Here is a 20,758-nt window from a genome sequence, read left to right on the forward strand (position 1 = left end):
CATGGTATGCGTTGGACAACCCTGAGGGGACTTAAAAAATTGTCGATGCAGGCGATGCTTACTTTCGCTGCCTTGAATTTGAAGAAGATGGCCAACTGGACTTGGAGAAGTCCAGAAATGGCCTAAAAGTATAGCGGAAAAAGTCTATATTCTTTGAAATATTAGCTGAAATCCAAAAAGGGGTTCGGAATGAAAACATTCCGAACCCCTTTTGTCTACAAACTGGGACCCTCACTAATGAGGGTCCTTTTTGTTGTTTTCAATAAAAGTCTAAAACTATTGTTTATATAATATTTAAATAAAAAATTTCCTATTGTCCTCAACAATAGTACGTGTTAATATCAGAATATTAAAAATAATATAAAAATTATTACAAAAGGGGGAAAGTCGGCTATTTCATTCACCAAGACGATACATACATTTTCGTGAATTTGGGGAGGTCAAAGGATGAAGAAGAGTCTGGCAGTTTTATTAAGCAGTGCGATGCTGATGCTTGCAGCTTGCGGCGGAGGCAGTAATCAGGCGAGTGGAGACAAGAAAGAAAAGATGGTTAAAATCGGAATTACCCAGATTGTTGAGCACCCATCTTTGGATGCGACAAGAGAGGGCTTTATTGCTGCTCTGAAGGATGCAGGCTATGAAGAAGGCAAGAATCTCAAGCTGGATTACCAGAATGCACAGGGTGACATGAATAACAATGCATCGATTGCCCAAAAGCTGGTTTCGGATAAGAATGATCTTATTTTAGCGATTGCGACACCTAGTGCCCAGGCGGCAGTCCAAGCGACGAAGGATATACCGATTCTGTTCTCTGCAATTACCGATCCAGTCTCTGCGGAACTTGTACAAAGTTTTGAAGAGCCCGGCGGAAATGCGACTGGAACATCTGATACTCATCCAGATGCCATCAAGAATACAATTGCTTCGATCAAAAAATTCATCCCTGATGCGAAAAAGGTCGGTATCATTTATAACAATGGTGAGCCGAACTCTGTCATAAATGTGAAAAATGCAAAGGAAGCGATTAAGGAAGCAGGGCTAGAAGCGGTGGAAACAACCATATCCACGAGCTCTGAAGTTAAGCAGGCGGCTGAATCGATGGTCGGCCGTGTTGACGTACTGTATATACCAAAGGATAACACTGTTGTGGCTGCGCTTGAATCTGTCATCGCGGTAGGAAATGACAAGGACATCCCAATCTTTTCCGGTGATGGGGATTCGGTAAAACGCGGAACGTTTGCCTCCTATGGATTTGATTATCACGACTTGGGTTACACGACTGGTAAAATGGCCGTAGAGATCCTTAAGGGTAAAAAGCCGAGCGAAATACCTGTCGGATTTCCTGAAAACCTGGAACTAATCGTTAATAAGAATGCAGCTAAAGAGGAAGGAATTACCCTGACTGAGGATTTGCTCAAGGACGCAAAGATTGTTGGAGAGTAGGGGGAGGCCTGTCAGATTTTTGGCAGGCTTTCTTTTTTAACAAGACAAGAAAGTGTGAATTTTCACTTCGAGAAAGCTCCTGCGCTTATCAGGGCTGAACAAGGTGCTTGCGCTTTTCTTACAAGGATGTTACTACATCGATTGTTATTTTTATCCGAAAAATATGCGTAGCTCTTTTCGAGGTGGCATTCAAACTTTGAATTCTGCAGGCTAGGTTCGCGAAAAGGGGCATAGCTGATGAGATAATACCATTTTCCCAATCGAAATAAGTCAAATTACCCTTCTATTCAAACGAGCAGTTTAATATTTTTTAATGATGTGTGAAAAAAGGAGGAGGGGTATTGGCTTGAGAAGGAGTAAAAGGATTATGTCATTATTGATGGTTTTATTGTTGATGGTACCTGTTGGAGCAAGAGCGGGTAATCTGGGTGGAGGTTCTTCCGGAGTCCCGGGAACATGGTATTTAGGTGCAGAACCGTCTTGGGTTGATCCGGCTAAATCTCCAATTGTATTTGTCCATGGCTATAATAATTCGGCATCTGTCTGGTGGGAAGGCAATGATATGTATCAAACCGCGCTGGCCAATGGTTATCAAACGGCATTCATTGACCTGTATCCGGAGAGGGATATGTGGGATAACGGCGCAATGCTGGCAGGTAAGCTAAAACAAATTTATGAGTATTTCGGTAACAAAAAGCTTGTGGTGGTTGGACATAGTAAAGGCGGGGTCGATACCCAAACAGCGCTCGTCCATTACGGCGCGCATCAGTATGTATCAAATGTAATTACTCTTTCATCACCACATCATGGCACACAGCTTTCGGATCTTGCGCACAGCAGCTCCGCCTGGTGGCTGGCAGCACTGCTTGGAAACAATAATGACGCAACTCGATCACTCCAGACAGGAAACATGAAATATTTCCGCAGCATTACAGACGGAAAGCCTGAGGCAAAATTAAACCGCTACTATACACTCGGCGGTTATAAATGGGGCTCATTCGGCAGTGCATTATATTGGGGCGGACTGTATTTGAGCAGCTACGGCTCCAATGATGGTGTCGTCACAGTTTCAAGTTCCCGTTTGCCCGGCGGAACAATCGTCCGGGAAGGTGCCTGGAACCATACGACCATTCGCGAAGGCTCACATACATTTTCAGTATTCAAGCCATATACAATGTCAGAACAGCCAGCAGTTGCGGGTGCATTTTCAGCAACTGAGAGCATCGTGGCAGAACCCGATACAAACCAGATTGTCAAAGGCGGTAAAGCTGATAAAGCAGTCCAGGAAAGCTTCGTGATTGAAGATGGAGCTGAAAGCTTCCAAATGGCATTCCTCAGTGAAAAGGAGATGGCTTCATTAAAACTGAAGGGACCGGATGGACAGGAGTATAAGGCGGCAAAAATCGAACAGGATAACGGTGACTTCTTTAAAGGAGCCTGGGTCCATACGTTTGATATTGCAAAACCAGAGGCTGGAAAGTGGAAAGTGATAGGTCCAGCGGCGGCATACCTGCTAGTGGTCGGTATTGACAGTCCTCTTAATGTTGAATTGAAAAAGGATAAAAATCAAAGTGTGAAAGCTACCTATAATACAAAGTGGATCAAATTTGACCGAGATGGCCAAAAGAAGCTAAAAGAAGCGGGAAAAGGCTCCAAAGTAGGCAAGGTGCTTGATGGGGATCTCACCGAGCCAGGTGTATACAACCTAACAACAGAAATCACCGGAGTTGACGCTAAAGGTAAGCCTTTTGAAAGGACCATCATTGAATCCATCTACGTTGATGAGAATGGAAAGACTCATAGATAGAGCGGGAATGGATCTTGATGAAAATACCCAAACTCAGGAGATATAGCAGGAGGCGGCTGGAATTTCAGCCGCCTCTGAATTGAAGATGAGGGATGAACATAACCTTATACCTTAGACCAATCTCCTGCTATTACTTCACAGTGTATAAGTCTAATAGCCTAATTTTTACATAAAGTATGGAGTGGCTGGGTGATTGGCCGATATAGAATGTAAGCAGAGTTTGTACACCAGGAGGAGAAAGTAATGCACGTATTGGACTTGATTGCCAGGATCAACAATTGTGTCGAGGAGCTTGATTTTGCTGCCGCAAGAATGTATATGGAAGAGAACATTGATGTCCTGAACGAGAATCGGAGCCGTTTAAAGTCAAATGCGCGGGAATTGCTTGAGTTTTTGACGAAACGCTTGGAAGCTGGGCACCAGCCGCTCACAAGGAAAGACATGGCGATCATCAATACAGTGAATAGCTATGCTTCAAAGTTTGACTTGAGAGGCTTGAAGGTAATCGTCAGGGATCACTCGCTGTTGTTTTTACGGAATGATATCGAAGCATATTTGAATAACGATGCGAAGATCATCCTTGAGGGCATGGGTGCGATTCCGAAGGCTGCAAGTTAAATAGAATTTATATAAAAATTGATGACGGCTTCTCGAGACGAGGCCGTTTTTTATTTCGTGATAAGATGTCACTTCGAAAAATTTCTAGCTCCAGAGGCTCACCAGTTTCATACATGAGCTTGGCTCCTCGATCATCTTGCGAGAAGTGTTAGCTTTGAGCAGCTCGAGCGATTGCGTTTTTTATTTTTATCATGAAACATTCCCCCGACATTTTCCGTCTATCACTAAGTGGTTATATTTTCATGCTGCGTATTACAGGATTTTTACAGAAAATAGCGAATATAGACATATTGAAGTAAAAAAAAGTAATAGTTAGCGTAGATAAATAGATTTTAAGGGGGAAATTTCGGTGGTGAATCAGATGAATCCAACAGTGGAAAGAATTCTAGGAAATATTGATAAGGTTATGACAGGTAAGCGTAATGTGGCGGAGCTAAGCTTGATTGCATTGCTTGCCGGCGGCCATGTGCTGCTTGAGGACGTGCCTGGAGTCGGTAAGACAATGATGGTCCGTGCGCTGGCGAAGTCTGTCAGCGCTCAGTTCAGGAGAATCCAATTCACACCGGACTTATTGCCATCAGATGTGACGGGTGTGTCAATCTATAATCCAAAGGAGATGGAGTTTGAATTCAGGCCGGGCCCGATCATGGGCAATATCATTCTTGCCGATGAAATCAACAGGACGTCCCCAAAGACGCAGTCTGCGCTGCTTGAAGGAATGGAAGAGCATAGTGTGACGGTTGATGGTGTGACCCATTTGCTCGGTAAGCCGTTTTTTGTCATGGCGACACAAAACCCAATTGATTATGAAGGTACGTATCCACTTCCTGAAGCACAGCTTGACCGTTTCCTGTTAAAAATGAAAATGGGCTATCCTGCACTAGATGAGGAAATGGAAGTTTTGAACAGGGCGCAGCGCAACCTTCCGATTGAAGACTTGCAGCCTGTTGTAACACTTGAAGATTTACGTGACCTGCAACAGAGTATTAAAGAAGTGGTAGTTGATGATACGATCAAGCGATATATCGTGGAACTTTCAAATCGGACTCGTGGCCATTCTAGTGTATATCTTGGCGTTAGCCCTCGTGGATCCATCGCCTTGATGAAGGCTGCCCAGGCGTATGCATTTATTTACGGAAGGGATTATGTCATTCCGGATGATGTACAGTACCTGGCTCCATTTGTTTTCGCCCACAGGATCATTTTAAAATCAGAATCCAGGTTCGAGGGGATTACAACCGAGGATGTCGTCAACAGAGTGTTGGCGAGAGTGCCTGTACCGGTCCAGAGGCTCGTGAAGTAATATGAAAAAATATTTCCAAAAGTTCAAAGAAATTTGGAAGCTCATGCTTTTACTTTTATTGATCTTGATCACCTTTTCCTATGCGATGTTCCAGGGAGGTTTTGTCAGCTGGTTCCTGTTTTACAGCTTCTTGCCATTTGCTCTCTATGCTCTGGGTCTCGCTTTTTATTCCATCAAGGATATCAAGGCGGAAAGGGTGTATACGAAACAGGAATATAATGCTGGCGAGAAGTTCAAAGCCAGTATCGTGCTTGAAAGGAATGTGGCATTCCCGCTGTTTTATGCGATCGGGGAAGAAGAGGTCGGTGATACACTGTCGGGGAACAGGGATTTGCAAAAGGCGAAAACGATGTTGTTTCCTGGATTCAACCGGGTATTCGGCTTCGACTATTCCATTGAAAATCTTCCTCGGGGTGAGCATACATTAATGGGCATTAAGTTAAAAACTGGGGATCCGCTCGGATTAATTGAAAAAGAAAAGATATTGCCAGTTGAAAACAAGATTCTGGTTTATCCTGCTTATCAGGATATGGTTTATAGGCCGGTTGCCCATCATTTTGACCAGGGGATGACCGCCTCGAAGGAGCGTGTCCAGCGTGATACGTCGATGGCAATTGGTGTTCGTGAGTACCAGCCGGGAGACCGTTTTTCTTGGATCAACTGGAAAGCGACAGCAAGGCGGAATGACATTATGACGAAGGAATTTGAACAGAGGCAGTCACATGATGTGGTCATTTTAATGGATTGCGCCCCTGAACCGCGTTTTGAAGTCATCGTTTCTTTCACAGCTTCAGTAATCAGGTCAATTTTACGAAAAGGCGCACAGGTGGGCTTATTGACATTAAGCGCTGAGCGTAAGGCCTTTCCGGCACGTGGCGGGGACGCCCACCAGCAACAGCTTCTCCATCACCTTGCGAAAATCCAGGATGGGAGTCCAGTTTCGTTTGACCGGGTTCTTGAGGCAGAGAGCTTTTTAGCGCAGCAGAACAATTCAATCATGCTGGTAACCGCCCAACTGACGAAAGAGTTAATTGAAAAAGCTGCCTTCTATAATCAAAGAAACGCATCAGTGAGCATTTTCTTGATCAAAAATGGCCAGGAATCCCCGACAAAAACGGAGAAAAATTTAAGAGCCTCGGCAAATGCCAGGGGAATCCGGCTTGTCATGGTACATGACGGCCAGTTCGCGGAAGCCTTCTCGGAGGTGAATAGAGGTTGAAGATCGATAAACCCCAAAAAGATGTCACTTTCTTTTTACTATATGTTTTCAGTTTTTTACTGCTGTGGGAGTGGCTGCGGCCATTGGAGGAGTTGACTGATACTGGCCATTTAGGTGTTTTTCTTGGTTTTTTGTTTGTCTCACTGATGATGTCCTACTTCAATATGCCAATCTTGCCGTCTGCTCTCATAAAAGTCATCATCATCCTTTATTCCATTCACTTTATGTATTATGAAGGAACATTCTTCAGTCTGGAATGGTTTGGGCAACTGATCAATGAGGCATTCGCCAATTCAGTGGTTATCATGAATGCTGAATGGACTGAAATTTCGAATGTATTCAGGACATTGTTGTTCTTTACCTTGCTTTGGCTGATGGCATACTTGATACAATATTGGCTGATTAACAGGAAACAAATTTTCGTATTTTTCTTCATGACGCTCGTTTATATTACGGTGCTGGATACCTTCAGTCCTTATGAAGCGGATGGGGCTATTGTCCGGACAGTCATAGCGGGTTTTGCTGTGATGGGGATGTTAGCCTATTACCGGATTGCTGATAAGGAAGTAGTGAAGAAAAACCTCGAAAGTGCGAAAAAATGGATGATACCTCTTGTCGCTATGATCGTCTTGAGTGTTGGGATTGGCTATGCAGCTCCAAAGGCTGATCCGATCTGGCCGGACCCTGTCCCGTTCATTACTTCGTATAATGAGGATTCAGGGGATGGCAAGGGTGGCGTAAAAAAAGTCGGCTACGGAACGGATGATTCAGCTCTTGGCGGACCGTTCATCGGAGACGACCGGGTCGTTTTTGCTGCTGAAGCTGATGGTCGTCATTACTGGCGGATTGAGACGAAAGACGTCTATACGGGGAAAGGGTGGGTTGTAGACACCGATGATGCCATGCCGGTGGAATTCTTGCCTGAGCAGACCATCCCGATGCAGCCTTTTGAAGAGGAAGTCAAAACGGAACAGCGAACAAGCAGGGTCATCCCGAAAATAGGCTACCCGCACCTTGTTTATCCGCTGGGAGTGACACAAGTGAAGGCATCTGCGGGATACTCTTCCCTTCAATTCATGCTCGATCCCGCAACCGAAAAGATCACGTCGCTTCCTGATGGCCAATCAGGCTCTTTCGGACCATACACGCTGACTTTTGACCACCCGGTGTACAGTGTAGAAAAGCTTAAGGCAGCCGGACCTGAAGAGCTGGCAGCAGATTTTGCCTTTCTCTCTAAATACACACAGGTACCTGAAGCTCTTCCAGAGCGGGTAGTTGAGCTTGCTGAGGAAATTACTAAAAATAAAGCGACCTGGCTTGAAAAAGCCCAGGCGATTGAAAAATATTTCCGTTCGAACGAATTTGTCTATGATCAATCAAATGTGGCGGTCCCGGGTGAGGATCAAGACTATGTCGACCAATTCCTGTTTGAAACACAGCGGGGCTACTGCGACAATTTTTCGACGTCAATGGTTGTCATGATGCGTTCCATCGGCATCCCAGCGCGCTGGGTAAAAGGCTATACCGAAGGGGAATATATTGATACGCTTGGGAATGGCCGCCGGCTTTATGAGGTCACAAACAACAATGCCCACTCCTGGGTAGAGGGTTATTTCCCTGGTGTTGGCTGGGTTCCATTTGAGCCGACGCAAGGTTTTTCAAATAACGTTCAATTTGAGTATGACAATAAAGATGACTCACAAACCCAGACGGGTCAAGAAGAAGAGGAAAATTCAACACCTGCTGCTCCTAAAAAACCGGAACTGCCAGAAGAGCAGGCACAGGTTGACAAGCCAAAGGTTTCTTTTTCCGAAGGCCTGAAAAACGCTGGTGCCTTCCTGAAGGATAACATGCAGAAGATTTTCCTGACATTACTCGTATTGGCTGTGTTCGCTGCGATCATGTATAGATTGAGGGGGAGATGGCTTCCTGTCCTGTATATCCTTCTCTACAAGTACAAAAAGCAAAACAAGTACATGGAGAAAGCCTATATTGCCTTATTGATGCAGCTGGAAAGATACGGACTGAAGAGAGAGAAAGGCCAAACACTGCGCGACTATGCCAATTATGTGGACTCATTCTTCTCGACAAACGAGATGCGCTGGCTGACAGAAAAGTATGAAGAGTATTTATACCGTGGTGATAAGGATGAAGCCATGTGGCAGGATGCGAAAAAGTATTGGGAGTTCATGATTCGGAAAGTTAGTGCTTGACCGTTAAAATATTATACTGATACAATGTTTGCAACTATATAAGAATCAACCTTCATATATCCTCGATAATATGGTTCGAAAGTATCTACCAAATCACCGGAAATGATTTGACTATGAAGGCAGGTTTCTTTTTGTTCGCAACGGGCTGGATTCCTGCTTTCCTTTTATTTGAGGCGGCAGGATTCTGGCTTTTTTTAATGGAGAAAAACGTGGAAAGAAGCCATACTAAATACATACTGTACCTGTTACGTATTTTCCGCGTTTCTATTTTATAATGAGGTGACTTTATGAAAACCGAGCTGCAAGACCAGGAAAAGATTATTGTATTAGATTTTGGCAGCCAGTATAACCAGCTGATCACAAGACGGATCAGGGAATTTGGCGTCTACAGCGAGCTTCATCCACACACGATTACGGCAGCTGAAATCAAGGAGATGAATCCAAAGGGAATCATTTTCTCCGGAGGGCCGAACTCTGTCTATGATGAGGGAGCCTTTCGCTGTGATGAGGAAATTTTTGAGCTGGGCCTGCCGATTTTAGGCATCTGCTACGGAATGCAGCTGATGACGATGCACTTCGGCGGAAAGGTCGAGAAGGCGAAGAACCGTGAATACGGAAAAGCTTTGCTGACTCTGCATAACCAGAACAGATTATTTGAGGGAACACCGGGAGAACAGATTGTCTGGATGAGCCATGGAGACCTTGTGACGATGTCCCCTCCGGGATTCACGGTAGACGGCATCAACCCTTCCTGTCCGATCGCGGCCATGAGTGATGAAAGCCGCAAACTATACGCGGTTCAATTCCATCCAGAAGTACGCCATTCGATTTACGGAAATGACCTTTTGAAAAACTTCGTCTTCAAAGTATGTGAATGCGAAGGCAACTGGTCGATGGAAAACTTCATCGAAATCGAGATCGAGAAAATTCGCCAGCAGGTTGGTGACAAGAAAGTCCTTTGTGCGCTTAGCGGGGGAGTAGATTCCTCTGTTGTTGCAGTTTTAATCCACAGGGCGATTGGCGACCAGCTGACTTGCATCTTCGTTGATCACGGATTATTGCGTAAAGATGAAGCGGAAGGCGTCATGAAAACTTTAGCTGATGGCTTCAATATGAATGTGATAAAAGTCGATGCGAAGGACCGGTTCCTCAGCAAGCTGGAGGGAGTTTCCGATCCAGAGCAGAAGCGGAAAATCATTGGCAATGAGTTCATCTATGTGTTTGATGATGAGGCAGAAAAGCTGGAAGGCATTGAGTTCCTGGCACAGGGAACATTGTATACTGATATTATCGAAAGCGGTACGGCGACCGCGCAGACAATTAAGTCTCACCACAATGTCGGCGGCCTGCCTGAGGATATGCTGTTCAAATTGATCGAGCCATTGAATACTTTGTTCAAGGATGAAGTCCGTGCCCTTGGCACTGAGCTTGGCATGCCTGATGAAATTGTCTGGCGCCAGCCATTCCCGGGCCCTGGACTTGGCATTCGTGTCCTTGGTGCAATATCGGAAGAGAAACTAGAGATTGTTCGGGAATCAGATGCGATCCTCCGTGATGAAATCAAGAAAGCCGGACTCGATCGTGAAATCTGGCAGTACTTCACCGTCCTGCCTGATATCCGCAGCGTCGGTGTCATGGGTGATGCAAGGACTTATGATTACACAATCGGGATCCGTGCGGTAACTTCAATCGATGGAATGACATCAGACTGGGCAAGGATTCCTTGGGATGTTCTCGAGATCATATCCACCAGGATCGTCAATGAAGTGGATCATGTTAACCGCGTCGTTTACGATATCACAAGCAAACCACCTGCAACCATTGAATGGGAGTAAAATACGAACGTTTTAAAAACGAACATGAAAAATGTTCGTTTTTTATTGACGAAGGACAAAAGTCCTGATAGAATGAAACTGAACTTAATAATTTGTCATAATTCGTCGTATAATCTTGGGGATATGGCCCAAAAGTTTCTACCGAGCTACCGTAAATGGCTTGACTACGAGGTAATAAAATTCATGGCTGGCAATCTATAATCTATTGTCGCCTGGATTTTCTTGTATTGCCTGCAGTCAACGCCCCGGTATCCCGTGGCGTTTTCTTTTTGGCCTTATTTCCTGAATTCAGGGGGAAAGAAAAAATGAAGAAATATTTTGAGTTTGAGAAGCTTGGCACGAACTACCGCCGCGAATTTATTGGCGGGATGACCACATTCCTTGCCATGGCGTACATCCTTATTGTTAACCCGAATATACTCACGCTTGCAGACATTCAGGACCTGCCGGATTCATTGAGGATGGATGCCGGTGCTGTCTTCGTCGCGACAGCTCTTGCTGCAGCAGTCGGCTCCATCATCATGGGCTTGATAGGTAAGTACCCGATTGCCCTTGCTCCTGGAATGGGCTTGAACGCATTCTTCGCTTACACAGTTGTTCTGAGCCATGGAGCACCTTGGCAGCATGCATTAGCAGCAGTCTTCATTTCCAGCGTGTTCTTCCTGATCCTCACCATTTCTGGCTGGCGGGAAAAACTGATCAATGCCATCCCGGTTGAACTCAAGCATGCAGTCGGTGCGGGTATCGGTTTGTTCATCACGTTCATCGGTCTAAAAAATGCAGGTATCATCGTCGATAATCCAGCAACGCTTGTAGGCCTTGGAGATTTGACAAACAGCAATACATTGCTTGCGCTGTTTGGTTTATTGATTACAGTCATCATGTTGACAAGAGGAATTCACGGTGCGGTATTCTTCGGGATCATCATCTCTGTCATTGTTGGTATGATCTTCAATCTTATTGATACACCTGAAAAAGTAGTCGGAGCAGTACCAAGCGTCGCGCCAACCTTTGGAGCAGTTTTCAGCGCTTTCGGTGATCCATCTTTCTATACAGCAACCATGCTCGGGATCATCCTGACATTCCTGTTCGTTGATTTCTTTGATAACGCCGGTACACTTGTGGCGGTTGCTAACCAGGCAGGTCTAATGAAGGATAACAAGCTTCCGCGCGCCGGCCGCGCATTGTTTGCTGATTCAATCGCATCACTTGTTGGATCGATCTTCGGTACGTCAACAACTACTTCCTATATTGAATCATCTGCTGGTGTAGCTTCTGGAGCCAGAAGTGGATTTGCGTCACTGGTAACGGCGGGATTCTTCCTGTTATCACTGTTCTTTTTCCCGCTGCTCTCAGTCGTTACCTCTGCTGTAACAGCGCCAGCATTGATTATCGTTGGGGTCCTGATGGTCTCTTCTCTTGGTAAAATTGAATGGGGCCGATTTGAAATCGCCGTTCCATCATTCCTGACAATGATCGCAATGCCGCTTTCATCCAGCATCGCAACAGGAATTGCAGCAGGGTTCATCTTTTACCCAATTACGATGATCGTAAAAGGGAAGTCAAAAGAAGTACATCCGATTATGTATCTGTTCTTTGTGATTTTCGTGCTTTACTTTGTATTTTTAACAGAATAGTTGTGTGGGTCCAGCCTGTCCGGCTGGATCTTTTTTTGCCAAAAATTGAGGTTGGTATGAACAACGCTTCGGATTGACTTATAAATCTCCCTTATATACGATATTTCTATAGAACAAGCTGAAACGGGGATACAGGATGGACCAAATTGTAGTGAAAAAAGGGTTGAACAATAATGTCATGATAGCGGACCACCCTGGATTCGGGGAAGTCATCCTGATCGGCAAAGGAATCGGCTTCAATCGGAAAAAGGGAGATTTGATCGAAGAGGGGCAGGCAGAGAAAATGTTTGTCCTTAAGGATGAAAGAGAGCAGGCAAACTACATTAAGTTATTGCCGTTCGTCGAGAACGATCTGCACGAGGCAATCATATCTTCTATTGAGTTGATCAAAAAGAGAGCAGCTAGCCAATTGAATGAACACATCCATGTAGCATTGACGGATCACTTGATGTTCGCTGCGAACCGAATTGCAAATGGGCTGGATTTTAAAAATCCATTTTTAGTCGAAACCAAGACTCTGTACCCAACTGAATTCCAGATCGCACAAGAGGTTGTTCAGCTCCTTAAGGATAAATCAGGAATTGAATTTCCGGATGGTGAAATAGGCTTCATCGCCCTTCATATCCACAGCGCGGTAATGAATCGTAACCTCTCTGATGTGAACAGACACTCACAGCTTGTGACAAAATTGGTACAAATGATTGAAGAGAACCTGGATATCGAAATCGACAAAGAGGGGATTGACTACACTAGACTCGTGCGCCACATACGGTTCACGATCGAAAGGGTCAATAATGGGGAAACAGTAGAAGAACCAGAAAAATTTGCAACCCTCTTGAAAGAAGAATATCCAGTGTGCTACAATCTTTCGTGGAAACTCATTAAAGTGATGCAGCAGACCTTGAAAAAACAAGTATGCGATGCTGAAGCCGTCTATCTGACAATGCATTTGCAAAGGCTTCAGAAAAAAGTTAAATAAGTTATTATTTTTTACGTGTTACTGATTCGATCAGGCATGAGTAAAGAATGTAATTGAAATGGAGTTTTATGGGTACTATATCCGTATGCTTCTTTTCGCTACATCTTTCTCATGCCTTTTTTTATTTGTTTTTTTAATGTTTGTAACCGCTTTAGGAGAAAAAATCACAGGAGGTATTCCAATGTTTAAGAAAGCTTTTGGTGTATTACAAAAAGTAGGTAAAGCGCTCATGCTTCCAGTTGCACTATTGCCAGCTGCAGGTATCCTGCTTGCTCTAGGTGCGGCGCTTAGAAACCCTGCTTTGTTGGAGCTTGCTCCATTTTTAGATAATAGCGGCGTCGATATGGTAGCTGCAGTTATGCAGAAAGCCGGTGACGTTGTCTTCGGAAACCTGCCGCTCTTGTTCGCGGTTGGTGTAGCTGTTGGTTTGGCTGGCGGTGAAGGTGTTGCCGGTCTTGCAGCGATTATCGGGTACTTGATCATGAATGTAACAATGGGTACTGTTTTAGGAATTACGCCTGAAGATGTTAACGGACTAAACTTCGCTAATATCCTTGGAATTCCTACTCTTCAGACAGGGGTGTTCGGGGGTATCATCGTAGGTATCATTGCGGCAGCTCTTTACAACAAATTTTACGAAATTGAATTGCCGTCTTACCTTGGGTTCTTCGCGGGTAAGCGATTCGTTCCAATCATTACAGCAGGAACTGCAATTCTACTTGGTCTGGCAATGCTAGTTATCTGGCCGCCAATCCAAAGCGGCTTGAATGCTTTCTCACAAAACATGGTTCACGCTAATTTGACACTGTCAGCATTTATCTTTGGTGTGGTTGAACGTTCATTGATTCCTTTTGGACTGCATCACATCTTCTATTCACCATTCTGGTATGAATTCGGTCAATATACTACTTTGGCTGGCGATGTTGTCCGCGGTGACCAGCGTATCTTCATGGCTGAGATTGCGGATAATGTGCAAGATTTGACTGCAGGTACATTCATGACTGGTAAATTCCCATTCATGATGTTCGGCCTTCCTGCTGCTGCATTGGCTATCTATCACGAAGCACGTCCTGAAAGAAAAGTGGTTGTCGGTGGTTTGATGGTATCTGCAGCTTTGACTTCATTCTTAACAGGTATCACAGAACCACTTGAATTCTCATTCTTATTCGTGGCGCCGGTACTATTTGGAGTACACGCAATCTTTGCAGGACTATCTTTCATGACTATGCACCTTTTAGATGTAAAAATCGGTATGACATTCTCTGGTGGTCTTATTGACTACATTCTGTTCGGTCTAATCAACCCACAGACAAATGCATGGATTGTCATTCCGGTTGGTTTAGTTTTCGCGGTAATTTACTACTTTGGTTTCCGATTCGCAATCCGCAAATTCAACTTGATGACTCCAGGCCGCGAAGCAGTGGAAGAGGATCAGGAAGAAGGCGGAGCCAAGGGGCAAGCTGGCGACCTTCCGTATGAAGTACTTGATGCAATGGGTGGTCAAGAAAACATCGCTCATCTTGATGCGTGTATCACACGACTTCGTGTATCTGTAAATGACATTAACAACGTCGATAAAGATCGCCTGAAAAAGCTAGGTGCTGCCGGAGTACTTGAAGTCGGTAACAACATCCAGGCAATCTTTGGACCTCGCTCGGAAACAATCAAGGGACAAATGAAAGATATCATGAGCGGCAAGAGACCGCGTCCGGTTGAAACAAACCAGGCAACAGAGGTTGAACAACAAATTGAAGAGGTAAATCCAGAAGCGTTGCAGACGCACCATGATGCAGATTCTAATGCAGATGTCTTCGTTTCTCCTATTAAAGGTGAAATCCTGCCAATCACAGAAGTGCCTGACCAAGTCTTCTCAGGCAAGATGATGGGCGACGGTTTTGCTATCGTACCAGCTGAAGGTACAGTTGTATCACCGGTAGATGGAAAGATTGTCAATCTGTTCCCAACAAAGCATGCAATCGGAATTCTGTCGGACTCTGGACGGGAAATTCTCATTCATGTTGGTATCGACACAGTTAATTTGAAGGGACAAGGATTCGAAACGCTTGTTTCTGAAAATGACACAGTGAAAAAAGGCCAGCCGCTGTTGAAGGTGGACCTTGATTATATCAAGAAGAACGCAACATCAATCATCACTCCGATCGTTTTCACTAACCTTTCTGAAGGGGAAAGCATTGTCATCAATAAGAAGGGCAATGTGGATGTGAAAGACGAGAATATCATTGCGATTTCTAAATAAGAAGTAATTACAACCAGTCTCCTGTATGGGGGCTGGTTGTTTTAATATAGAGAAGAAAAAAGAACAGTTAAATCATCTCCCAATTTTTACAAGGTTTAAACATGTTGACTCTGGACATGTCCGATGATAGTATATAGAAACAGTCGCGAACAGGTTAACAACATTTTGATGATGAAAAAATAAATCAAAAAAAGCTGTTGACATTCAACGTTGTGATGTGATAAATTATTAAAGTCGCTTCTGAGCGGCGCGCACAATTTGCTCTTTGAAAACTAAACAAACAAGCGTCAACAAACAATAAATTATCATGGCTTCTATTATAGAAGATCATGAGCCAACGTTTTAACTTTATGAGCTAAACTCATACTCTTTCTTGGAGAGTTTGATCCTGGCTCAGGACGAACGCTGGCGGCGTGCCTAATACATGCAAGTCGAGCGGATCTTCATTAGCTTGCTTTTGAAGATCAGCGGCGGACGGGTGAGTAACACGTGGGCAACCTGCCTGTAAGACTGGGATAACTTCGGGAAACCGGAGCTAATACCGGATAATCCTTTCCCTCACATGAGGGAAAGCTGAAAGACGGTTTCGGCTGTCACTTACAGATGGGCCCGCGGCGCATTAGCTAGTTGGTGAGGTAACGGCTCACCAAGGCAACGATGCGTAGCCGACCTGAGAGGGTGATCGGCCACACTGGGACTGAGACACGGCCCAGACTCCTACGGGAGGCAGCAGTAGGGAATCTTCCGCAATGGACGAAAGTCTGACGGAGCAACGCCGCGTGAACGATGAAGGCTTTCGGGTCGTAAAGTTCTGTTGTCAGGGAAGAACAAGTACCGGAGTAACTGCCGGTACCTTGACGGTACCTGACCAGAAAGCCACGGCTAACTACGTGCCAGCAGCCGCGGTAATACGTAGGTGGCAAGCGTTGTCCGGAATTATTGGGCGTAAAGCGCGCGCAGGCGGTTCCTTAAGTCTGATGTGAAAGCCCCCGGCTCAACCGGGGAGGGTCATTGGAAACTGGGGAACTTGAGTGCAGAAGAGGAGAGCGGAATTCCACGTGTAGCGGTGAAATGCGTAGAGATGTGGAGGAACACCAGTGGCGAAGGCGGCTCTCTGGTCTGTAACTGACGCTGAGGCGCGAAAGCGTGGGGAGCGAACAGGATTAGATACCCTGGTAGTCCACGCCGTAAACGATGAGTGCTAAGTGTTAGAGGGTTTCCGCCCTTTAGTGCTGCAGCAAACGCATTAAGCACTCCGCCTGGGGAGTACGGCCGCAAGGCTGAAACTCAAAGGAATTGACGGGGGCCCGCACAAGCGGTGGAGCATGTGGTTTAATTCGAAGCAACGCGAAGAACCTTACCAGGTCTTGACATCCTCTGACAACCCTAGAGATAGGGCGTTCCCCTTCGGGGGACAGAGTGACAGGTGGTGCATGGTTGTCGTCAGCTCGTGTCGTGAGATGTTGGGTTAAGTCCCGCAACGAGCGCAACCCTTGATCTTAGTTGCCAGCATTCAGTTGGGCACTCTAAGGTGACTGCCGGTGACAAACCGGAGGAAGGTGGGGATGACGTCAAATCATCATGCCCCTTATGACCTGGGCTACACACGTGCTACAATGGATGGAACAAAGGGTCGCGAAGCCGCGAGGTCGAGCCAATCCCATAAATCCATTCTCAGTTCGGATTGCAGGCTGCAACTCGCCTGCATGAAGCCGGAATCGCTAGTAATCGCGGATCAGCATGCCGCGGTGAATACGTTCCCGGGCCTTGTACACACCGCCCGTCACACCACGAGAGTTTGTAACACCCGAAGTCGGTGGGGTAACCTTTTGGAGCCAGCCGCCTAAGGTGGGACAGATGATTGGGGTGAAGTCGTAACAAGGTAGCCGTATCGGAAGGTGCGGCTGGATCACCTCCTTTCTAAGGATATTGCCGTAATGGCAATCGGAATGCGAATCTTTCGATTCGTACTGTTGTACGCTTGTTTGTTTAGTTTTGAGGGAGTGATTCCTCTATATATGATATATGGGCCTATAGCTCAGCTGGTTAGAGCGCACGCCTGATAAGCGTGAGGTCGGTGGTTCGAGTCCACTTAGGCCCACCATATATCTTTCATAACGGGGCCTTAGCTCAGCTGGGAGAGCGCCTGCCTTGCACGCAGGAGGTCAGCGGTTCGATCCCGCTAGGCTCCACCAAGTATTTGTTCCTTGAAAACTAGATAATCGTAAGTAAGAAGAACCAAAGAAGAAACCGAGTGATCGCCATTTTAGTTTTCTCTCTATTAATTTAGAGAAATAACCTTTTAGGTTAAGTTAGAAAGGGCGCACGGTGGATGCCTTGGCACTAGGAGCCGATGAAGGACGGGACTAACACCGATATGCTTCGGGGAGCTGTAAGTAAGCTTTGATCCGGAGATTTCCGAATGGGGAAACCCACTGTTCGTAATGGAACAGTATCTTTACCTGAATACATAGGGTATTGAAGGCAGACCCGGGGAACTGAAACATCTAAGTACCCGGAGGAAGAGAAAGCAAACGCGATTCCCTGAGTAGCGGCGAGCGAAACGGGACATAGCCCAAACCAAGAGGCTTGCCTCTTGGGGTTGTAGGACACTCAACATGGAGTTACAAAGGAACGGGGTAGATGAAGTGGTCTGGAAAGGCCCGTCAGAGAAGGTAAAAACCCTGTAGTTGAAACTTCGTTCCCTCCTGAGTGGATCCTGAGTACGGCGGGACACGAGAAATCCCGTCGGAAGCTGGGAGGACCATCTCCCAAGGCTAAATACTCCCTAGTGACCGATAGTGAACCAGTACCGTGAGGGAAAGGTGAAAAGCACCCCGGAAGGGGAGTGAAATAGATCCTGAAACCGTGTGCCTACAAGTAGTCAGAGCCCGTTAATGGGTGATGGCGTGCCTTTTGTAGAATGAACCGGCGAGTTACGATTACATGCAAGGTTAAGTTGAGAAGACGGAGCCGCAGCGAAAGCGAGTCTGAATAGGGCGAATGAGTATGTGGTCGTAGACCCGAAACCAGGTGATCTACCCATGTCCAGGGTGAAGGTTGGGTAACACCAACTGGAGGCCCGAACCCACGCACGTTGAAAAGTGCGGGGATGAGGTGTGGGTAGCGGAGAAATTCCAATCGAACTTGGAGATAGCTGGTTCTCTCCGAAATAGCTTTAGGGCTAGCCTCACGTTGTAAGAGTCTTGGAGGTAGAGCACTGTTTGGACTAGGGGCCCTCATCGGGTTACCGAATTCAGACAAACTCCGAATGCCAAAGACTTATCCGTGGGAGTCAGACTGCGAGTGATAAGATCCGTAGTCAAAAGGGAAACAGCCCAGACCACCAGCTAAGGTCCCAAAGTATACGTTAAGTGGAAAAGGATGTGGAGTTGCTTAGACAACCAGGATGTTGGCTTAGAAGCAGCCACCATTTAAAGAGTGCGTAATAGCTCACTGGTCGAGTGACTCTGCGCCGAAAATGTACCGGGGCTAAACGTATCACCGAAGCTGTGGATTGACATCTTAGATGTCAGTGGTAGGAGAGCGTTCTAAGGGCGTTGAAGTCAGACCGTAAGGACTGGTGGAGCGCTTAGAAGTGAGAATGCCGGTATGAGTAGCGAAAGATGGGTGAGAATCCCATCCACCGAATGCCCAAGGTTTCCTGAGGAAGGCTCGTCCTCTCAGGGTTAGTCGGGACCTAAGCCGAGGCCGAAAGGCGTAGGCGATGGATAACAGGTTGATATTCCTGTACCACCTCTTTATCGTTTGAGCAATGGGGGGACGCAGTAGGATAGGGTAAGCGCGCTGTTGGATATGCGCGTCTAAGCAGTTAGGCTGCAAGTGAGGCAAATCCCGCTTGCGTGAAGGCTGAGCTGTGACAGCGAGGGAAATATAGTACCGAAGTTCCTGATTCCACACTGCCAAGAAAAGCCTCTAGCGAGATAAAAGGTGCCCGTACCGCAAACCGACACAGGTAGGCGAGGAGAGAATCCTAAGGTGAGCGAGAGAACTCTCGTTAAGGAACTCGGCAAAATGACCCCGTAACTTCGGGAGAAGGGGTGCCGCGGTAGGGTTAATCGCCCGAGGCGGCCGCAGAGAATAGGCCCAAGCGACTGTTTAACAAAAACACAGGTTTCTGCTAAGTCGAAAGACGATGTATAGGAGCTGACGCCTGCCCGGTGCTGGAAGGTTAAGGGGACGTGTTAGAGCAATCAAAGCACCGAACTTAAGCCCCAGTAAACGGCGGCCGTAACTATAACGGTCCTAAGGTAGCGAAATTCCTTGTCGGGTAAGTTCCGACCCGCACGAAAGGCGTAACGATTTGGGCACTGTCTCAACAATAGACTCGGTGAAATTGTAGTACCAGTGAAGATGCTGGTTACCCGCAGCAGGACGGAAAGACCCCGTGGAGCTTTACTGTAGCCTGACACTGGATTTTGGTATTGCATGTACAGGATAGGTGGGAGACGGAGAAACTTGGACGCCAGTCTAGGTGGAGTCAACCTTGGGATACCACTCTTGTGATACTGAAGTTCTAACCATAGACCATGAATCTGGTCTTGGGACACTGTCAGGTGGGCAGTTTGACTGGGGCGGTCGCCTCCTAAAATGTAACGGAGGCGCCCAAAGGTTCCCTCAGCGCGGTTGGAAATCGCGCGTAGAGTGCAAAGGCAGAAGGGAGCTTGATTGCGAGACCTACAAGTCGAGCAAGGACGAAAGTCGGGCTTAGTGATCCGGTGGTTCCGAGTGGAAGGGCCATCGCTCAACGGATAAAAGCTACCCCGGGGATAACAGGCTTATCTCCCCCAAGAGTCCACATCGACGGGGAGGTTTGGCACCTCGATGTCGGCTCGTCTCATCCTGGGGCTGTAGTAGGTCCCAAGGGTTGGGCTGTTCGCCCATTAAAGAGGCACGCGAGCTGGGTTCAGAACGTCGTGAGACAGTTCGGTCCCTATCCGCTGTGGGCGCAGGAAATTTGAGAGGAGCTGTCCTTAGTACGAGAGGACCGGGATGGACATACCTCTGGTGTATCAGTTGTTCCGCCAGGAGCACGGCTGAGTAGCTATGTATGGACGGGATAAGCGCTGAAGGCATCTAAGCGCGAAGCCCCCCTCAAGATGAGATTTCCCATTGCGTAAGCAAGTAAGACCCCAAGTAGACTACTTGGTTGATAGGTCGGAGGTGTAAGGGCAGTAATGTCTTTAGCTGACCGATACTAATAGGTCGAGGACTTGACCAAGATTGTTAGTGGTTGGTGGTTAGTCGTTAGTGGCAAAACCTAAAACCATTCGTTCTCTGAAATTTATTGTTCAGTTTTGAGGGTATATACCTTTTGTCACCAGCTACCAGCTGCCGGCTACCAGTAAAAAAACTGGTGACTGATAACTGGCGACTGGCGACCGTGGCGAAGCCACACAAATCCAGTGACTACAGCGAAGGGGTCA

The 20,758-nt window shown here is 46.4% G+C and carries 11 protein-coding genes, 2 tRNA genes, 2 rRNA genes and 2 riboswitches; all 15 genes read left to right on the forward strand.

Features of this window, described 5'->3' with window-relative positions; all coding sequences use genetic code 11:
* Positions 1–126, forward strand: a 126-nt coding sequence (locus ACH0QE_RS19835) for a transposase (protein WP_415802208.1), incomplete at its 5' end; no start/stop codon positions are given.
* Between the two features lie 321 nt (positions 127–447).
* Positions 448–1,443, forward strand: coding sequence for an ABC transporter substrate-binding protein (locus ACH0QE_RS19840; protein WP_415802199.1), 996 nt, complete (start codon positions 448–450; stop codon positions 1,441–1,443).
* Between the two features lie 346 nt (positions 1,444–1,789).
* A complete protein-coding gene (locus ACH0QE_RS19845; RefSeq protein ID WP_415802200.1) occupies positions 1,790–3,250 on the forward strand; it encodes an esterase/lipase family protein in 1,461 nt (486 codons plus the stop codon).
* A 243-nt stretch (positions 3,251–3,493) separates the two neighbouring features.
* Complete coding sequence (locus tag ACH0QE_RS19850; RefSeq protein WP_415802201.1) at positions 3,494–3,868, forward strand: hypothetical protein; 375 nt, start codon at positions 3,494–3,496, stop codon at positions 3,866–3,868.
* A gap of 361 nt (positions 3,869–4,229) precedes the next feature.
* Positions 4,230–5,171, forward strand: coding sequence for an AAA family ATPase (locus ACH0QE_RS19855; RefSeq protein WP_415802209.1), 942 nt, complete (start codon positions 4,230–4,232; stop codon positions 5,169–5,171).
* Between the two features lies 1 nt (position 5,172).
* Positions 5,173–6,390 (forward strand): DUF58 domain-containing protein, encoded by a 1,218-nt coding sequence (locus ACH0QE_RS19860; RefSeq protein ID WP_415802202.1) that lies wholly within the window; start codon positions 5,173–5,175, stop codon positions 6,388–6,390.
* Positions 6,387–8,603 carry a transglutaminase TgpA family protein gene (locus tag ACH0QE_RS19865; protein ID WP_415802203.1) on the forward strand — a complete coding sequence of 739 codons (2,217 nt, stop codon included), beginning with the start codon at positions 6,387–6,389 and terminating at the stop codon, positions 8,601–8,603. The genes ACH0QE_RS19860 and ACH0QE_RS19865 overlap by 4 nt, the downstream gene beginning before the upstream one ends.
* 32 nt (positions 8,604–8,635) lie before the next feature.
* A riboswitch (purine riboswitch) is annotated at positions 8,636–8,737 on the forward strand.
* Positions 8,738–8,890: 153 nt separating this feature from the next.
* Positions 8,891–10,438 carry a glutamine-hydrolyzing GMP synthase gene (guaA, locus tag ACH0QE_RS19870; RefSeq protein WP_415802204.1) on the forward strand — a complete coding sequence of 516 codons (1,548 nt, stop codon included), beginning with the start codon at positions 8,891–8,893 and terminating at the stop codon, positions 10,436–10,438.
* An 85-nt stretch (positions 10,439–10,523) separates the two neighbouring features.
* A riboswitch (purine riboswitch) is annotated at positions 10,524–10,625 on the forward strand.
* A gap of 118 nt (positions 10,626–10,743) precedes the next feature.
* Positions 10,744–12,075, forward strand: coding sequence for an NCS2 family permease (locus ACH0QE_RS19875; protein ID WP_415802205.1), 1,332 nt, complete (start codon positions 10,744–10,746; stop codon positions 12,073–12,075).
* Positions 12,076–12,211: 136 nt separating this feature from the next.
* Complete coding sequence (gene glcT / locus ACH0QE_RS19880; RefSeq protein ID WP_415802206.1) at positions 12,212–13,054, forward strand: glucose PTS transporter transcription antiterminator GlcT; 843 nt, start codon at positions 12,212–12,214, stop codon at positions 13,052–13,054.
* Positions 13,055–13,235: 181 nt separating this feature from the next.
* Positions 13,236–15,311, forward strand: coding sequence for a glucose-specific PTS transporter subunit IIBC (gene ptsG, locus ACH0QE_RS19885; RefSeq protein WP_415802207.1), 2,076 nt, complete (start codon positions 13,236–13,238; stop codon positions 15,309–15,311).
* A gap of 370 nt (positions 15,312–15,681) precedes the next feature.
* A 16S ribosomal RNA gene (locus ACH0QE_RS19890) occupies positions 15,682–17,231 on the forward strand.
* Between the two features lie 107 nt (positions 17,232–17,338).
* A tRNA-Ile gene (locus ACH0QE_RS19895) sits at positions 17,339–17,415 on the forward strand.
* 15 nt (positions 17,416–17,430) lie between these two features.
* Positions 17,431–17,506 (forward strand) — tRNA-Ala (locus ACH0QE_RS19900).
* Positions 17,507–17,616: 110 nt separating this feature from the next.
* Positions 17,617–20,553: ribosomal RNA gene (locus tag ACH0QE_RS19905) — 23S ribosomal RNA — on the forward strand.
* Together the 16S and 23S rRNA genes with 2 tRNA genes alongside form the textbook arrangement of a ribosomal RNA operon.
* The last annotated feature ends 205 nt before the right edge of the window (positions 20,554–20,758 follow it).

This window comes from Mesobacillus sp., from assembly GCF_047739415.1.
Classification (GTDB): Bacteria; Bacillota; Bacilli; order Bacillales; family Cytobacillaceae; genus Mesobacillus.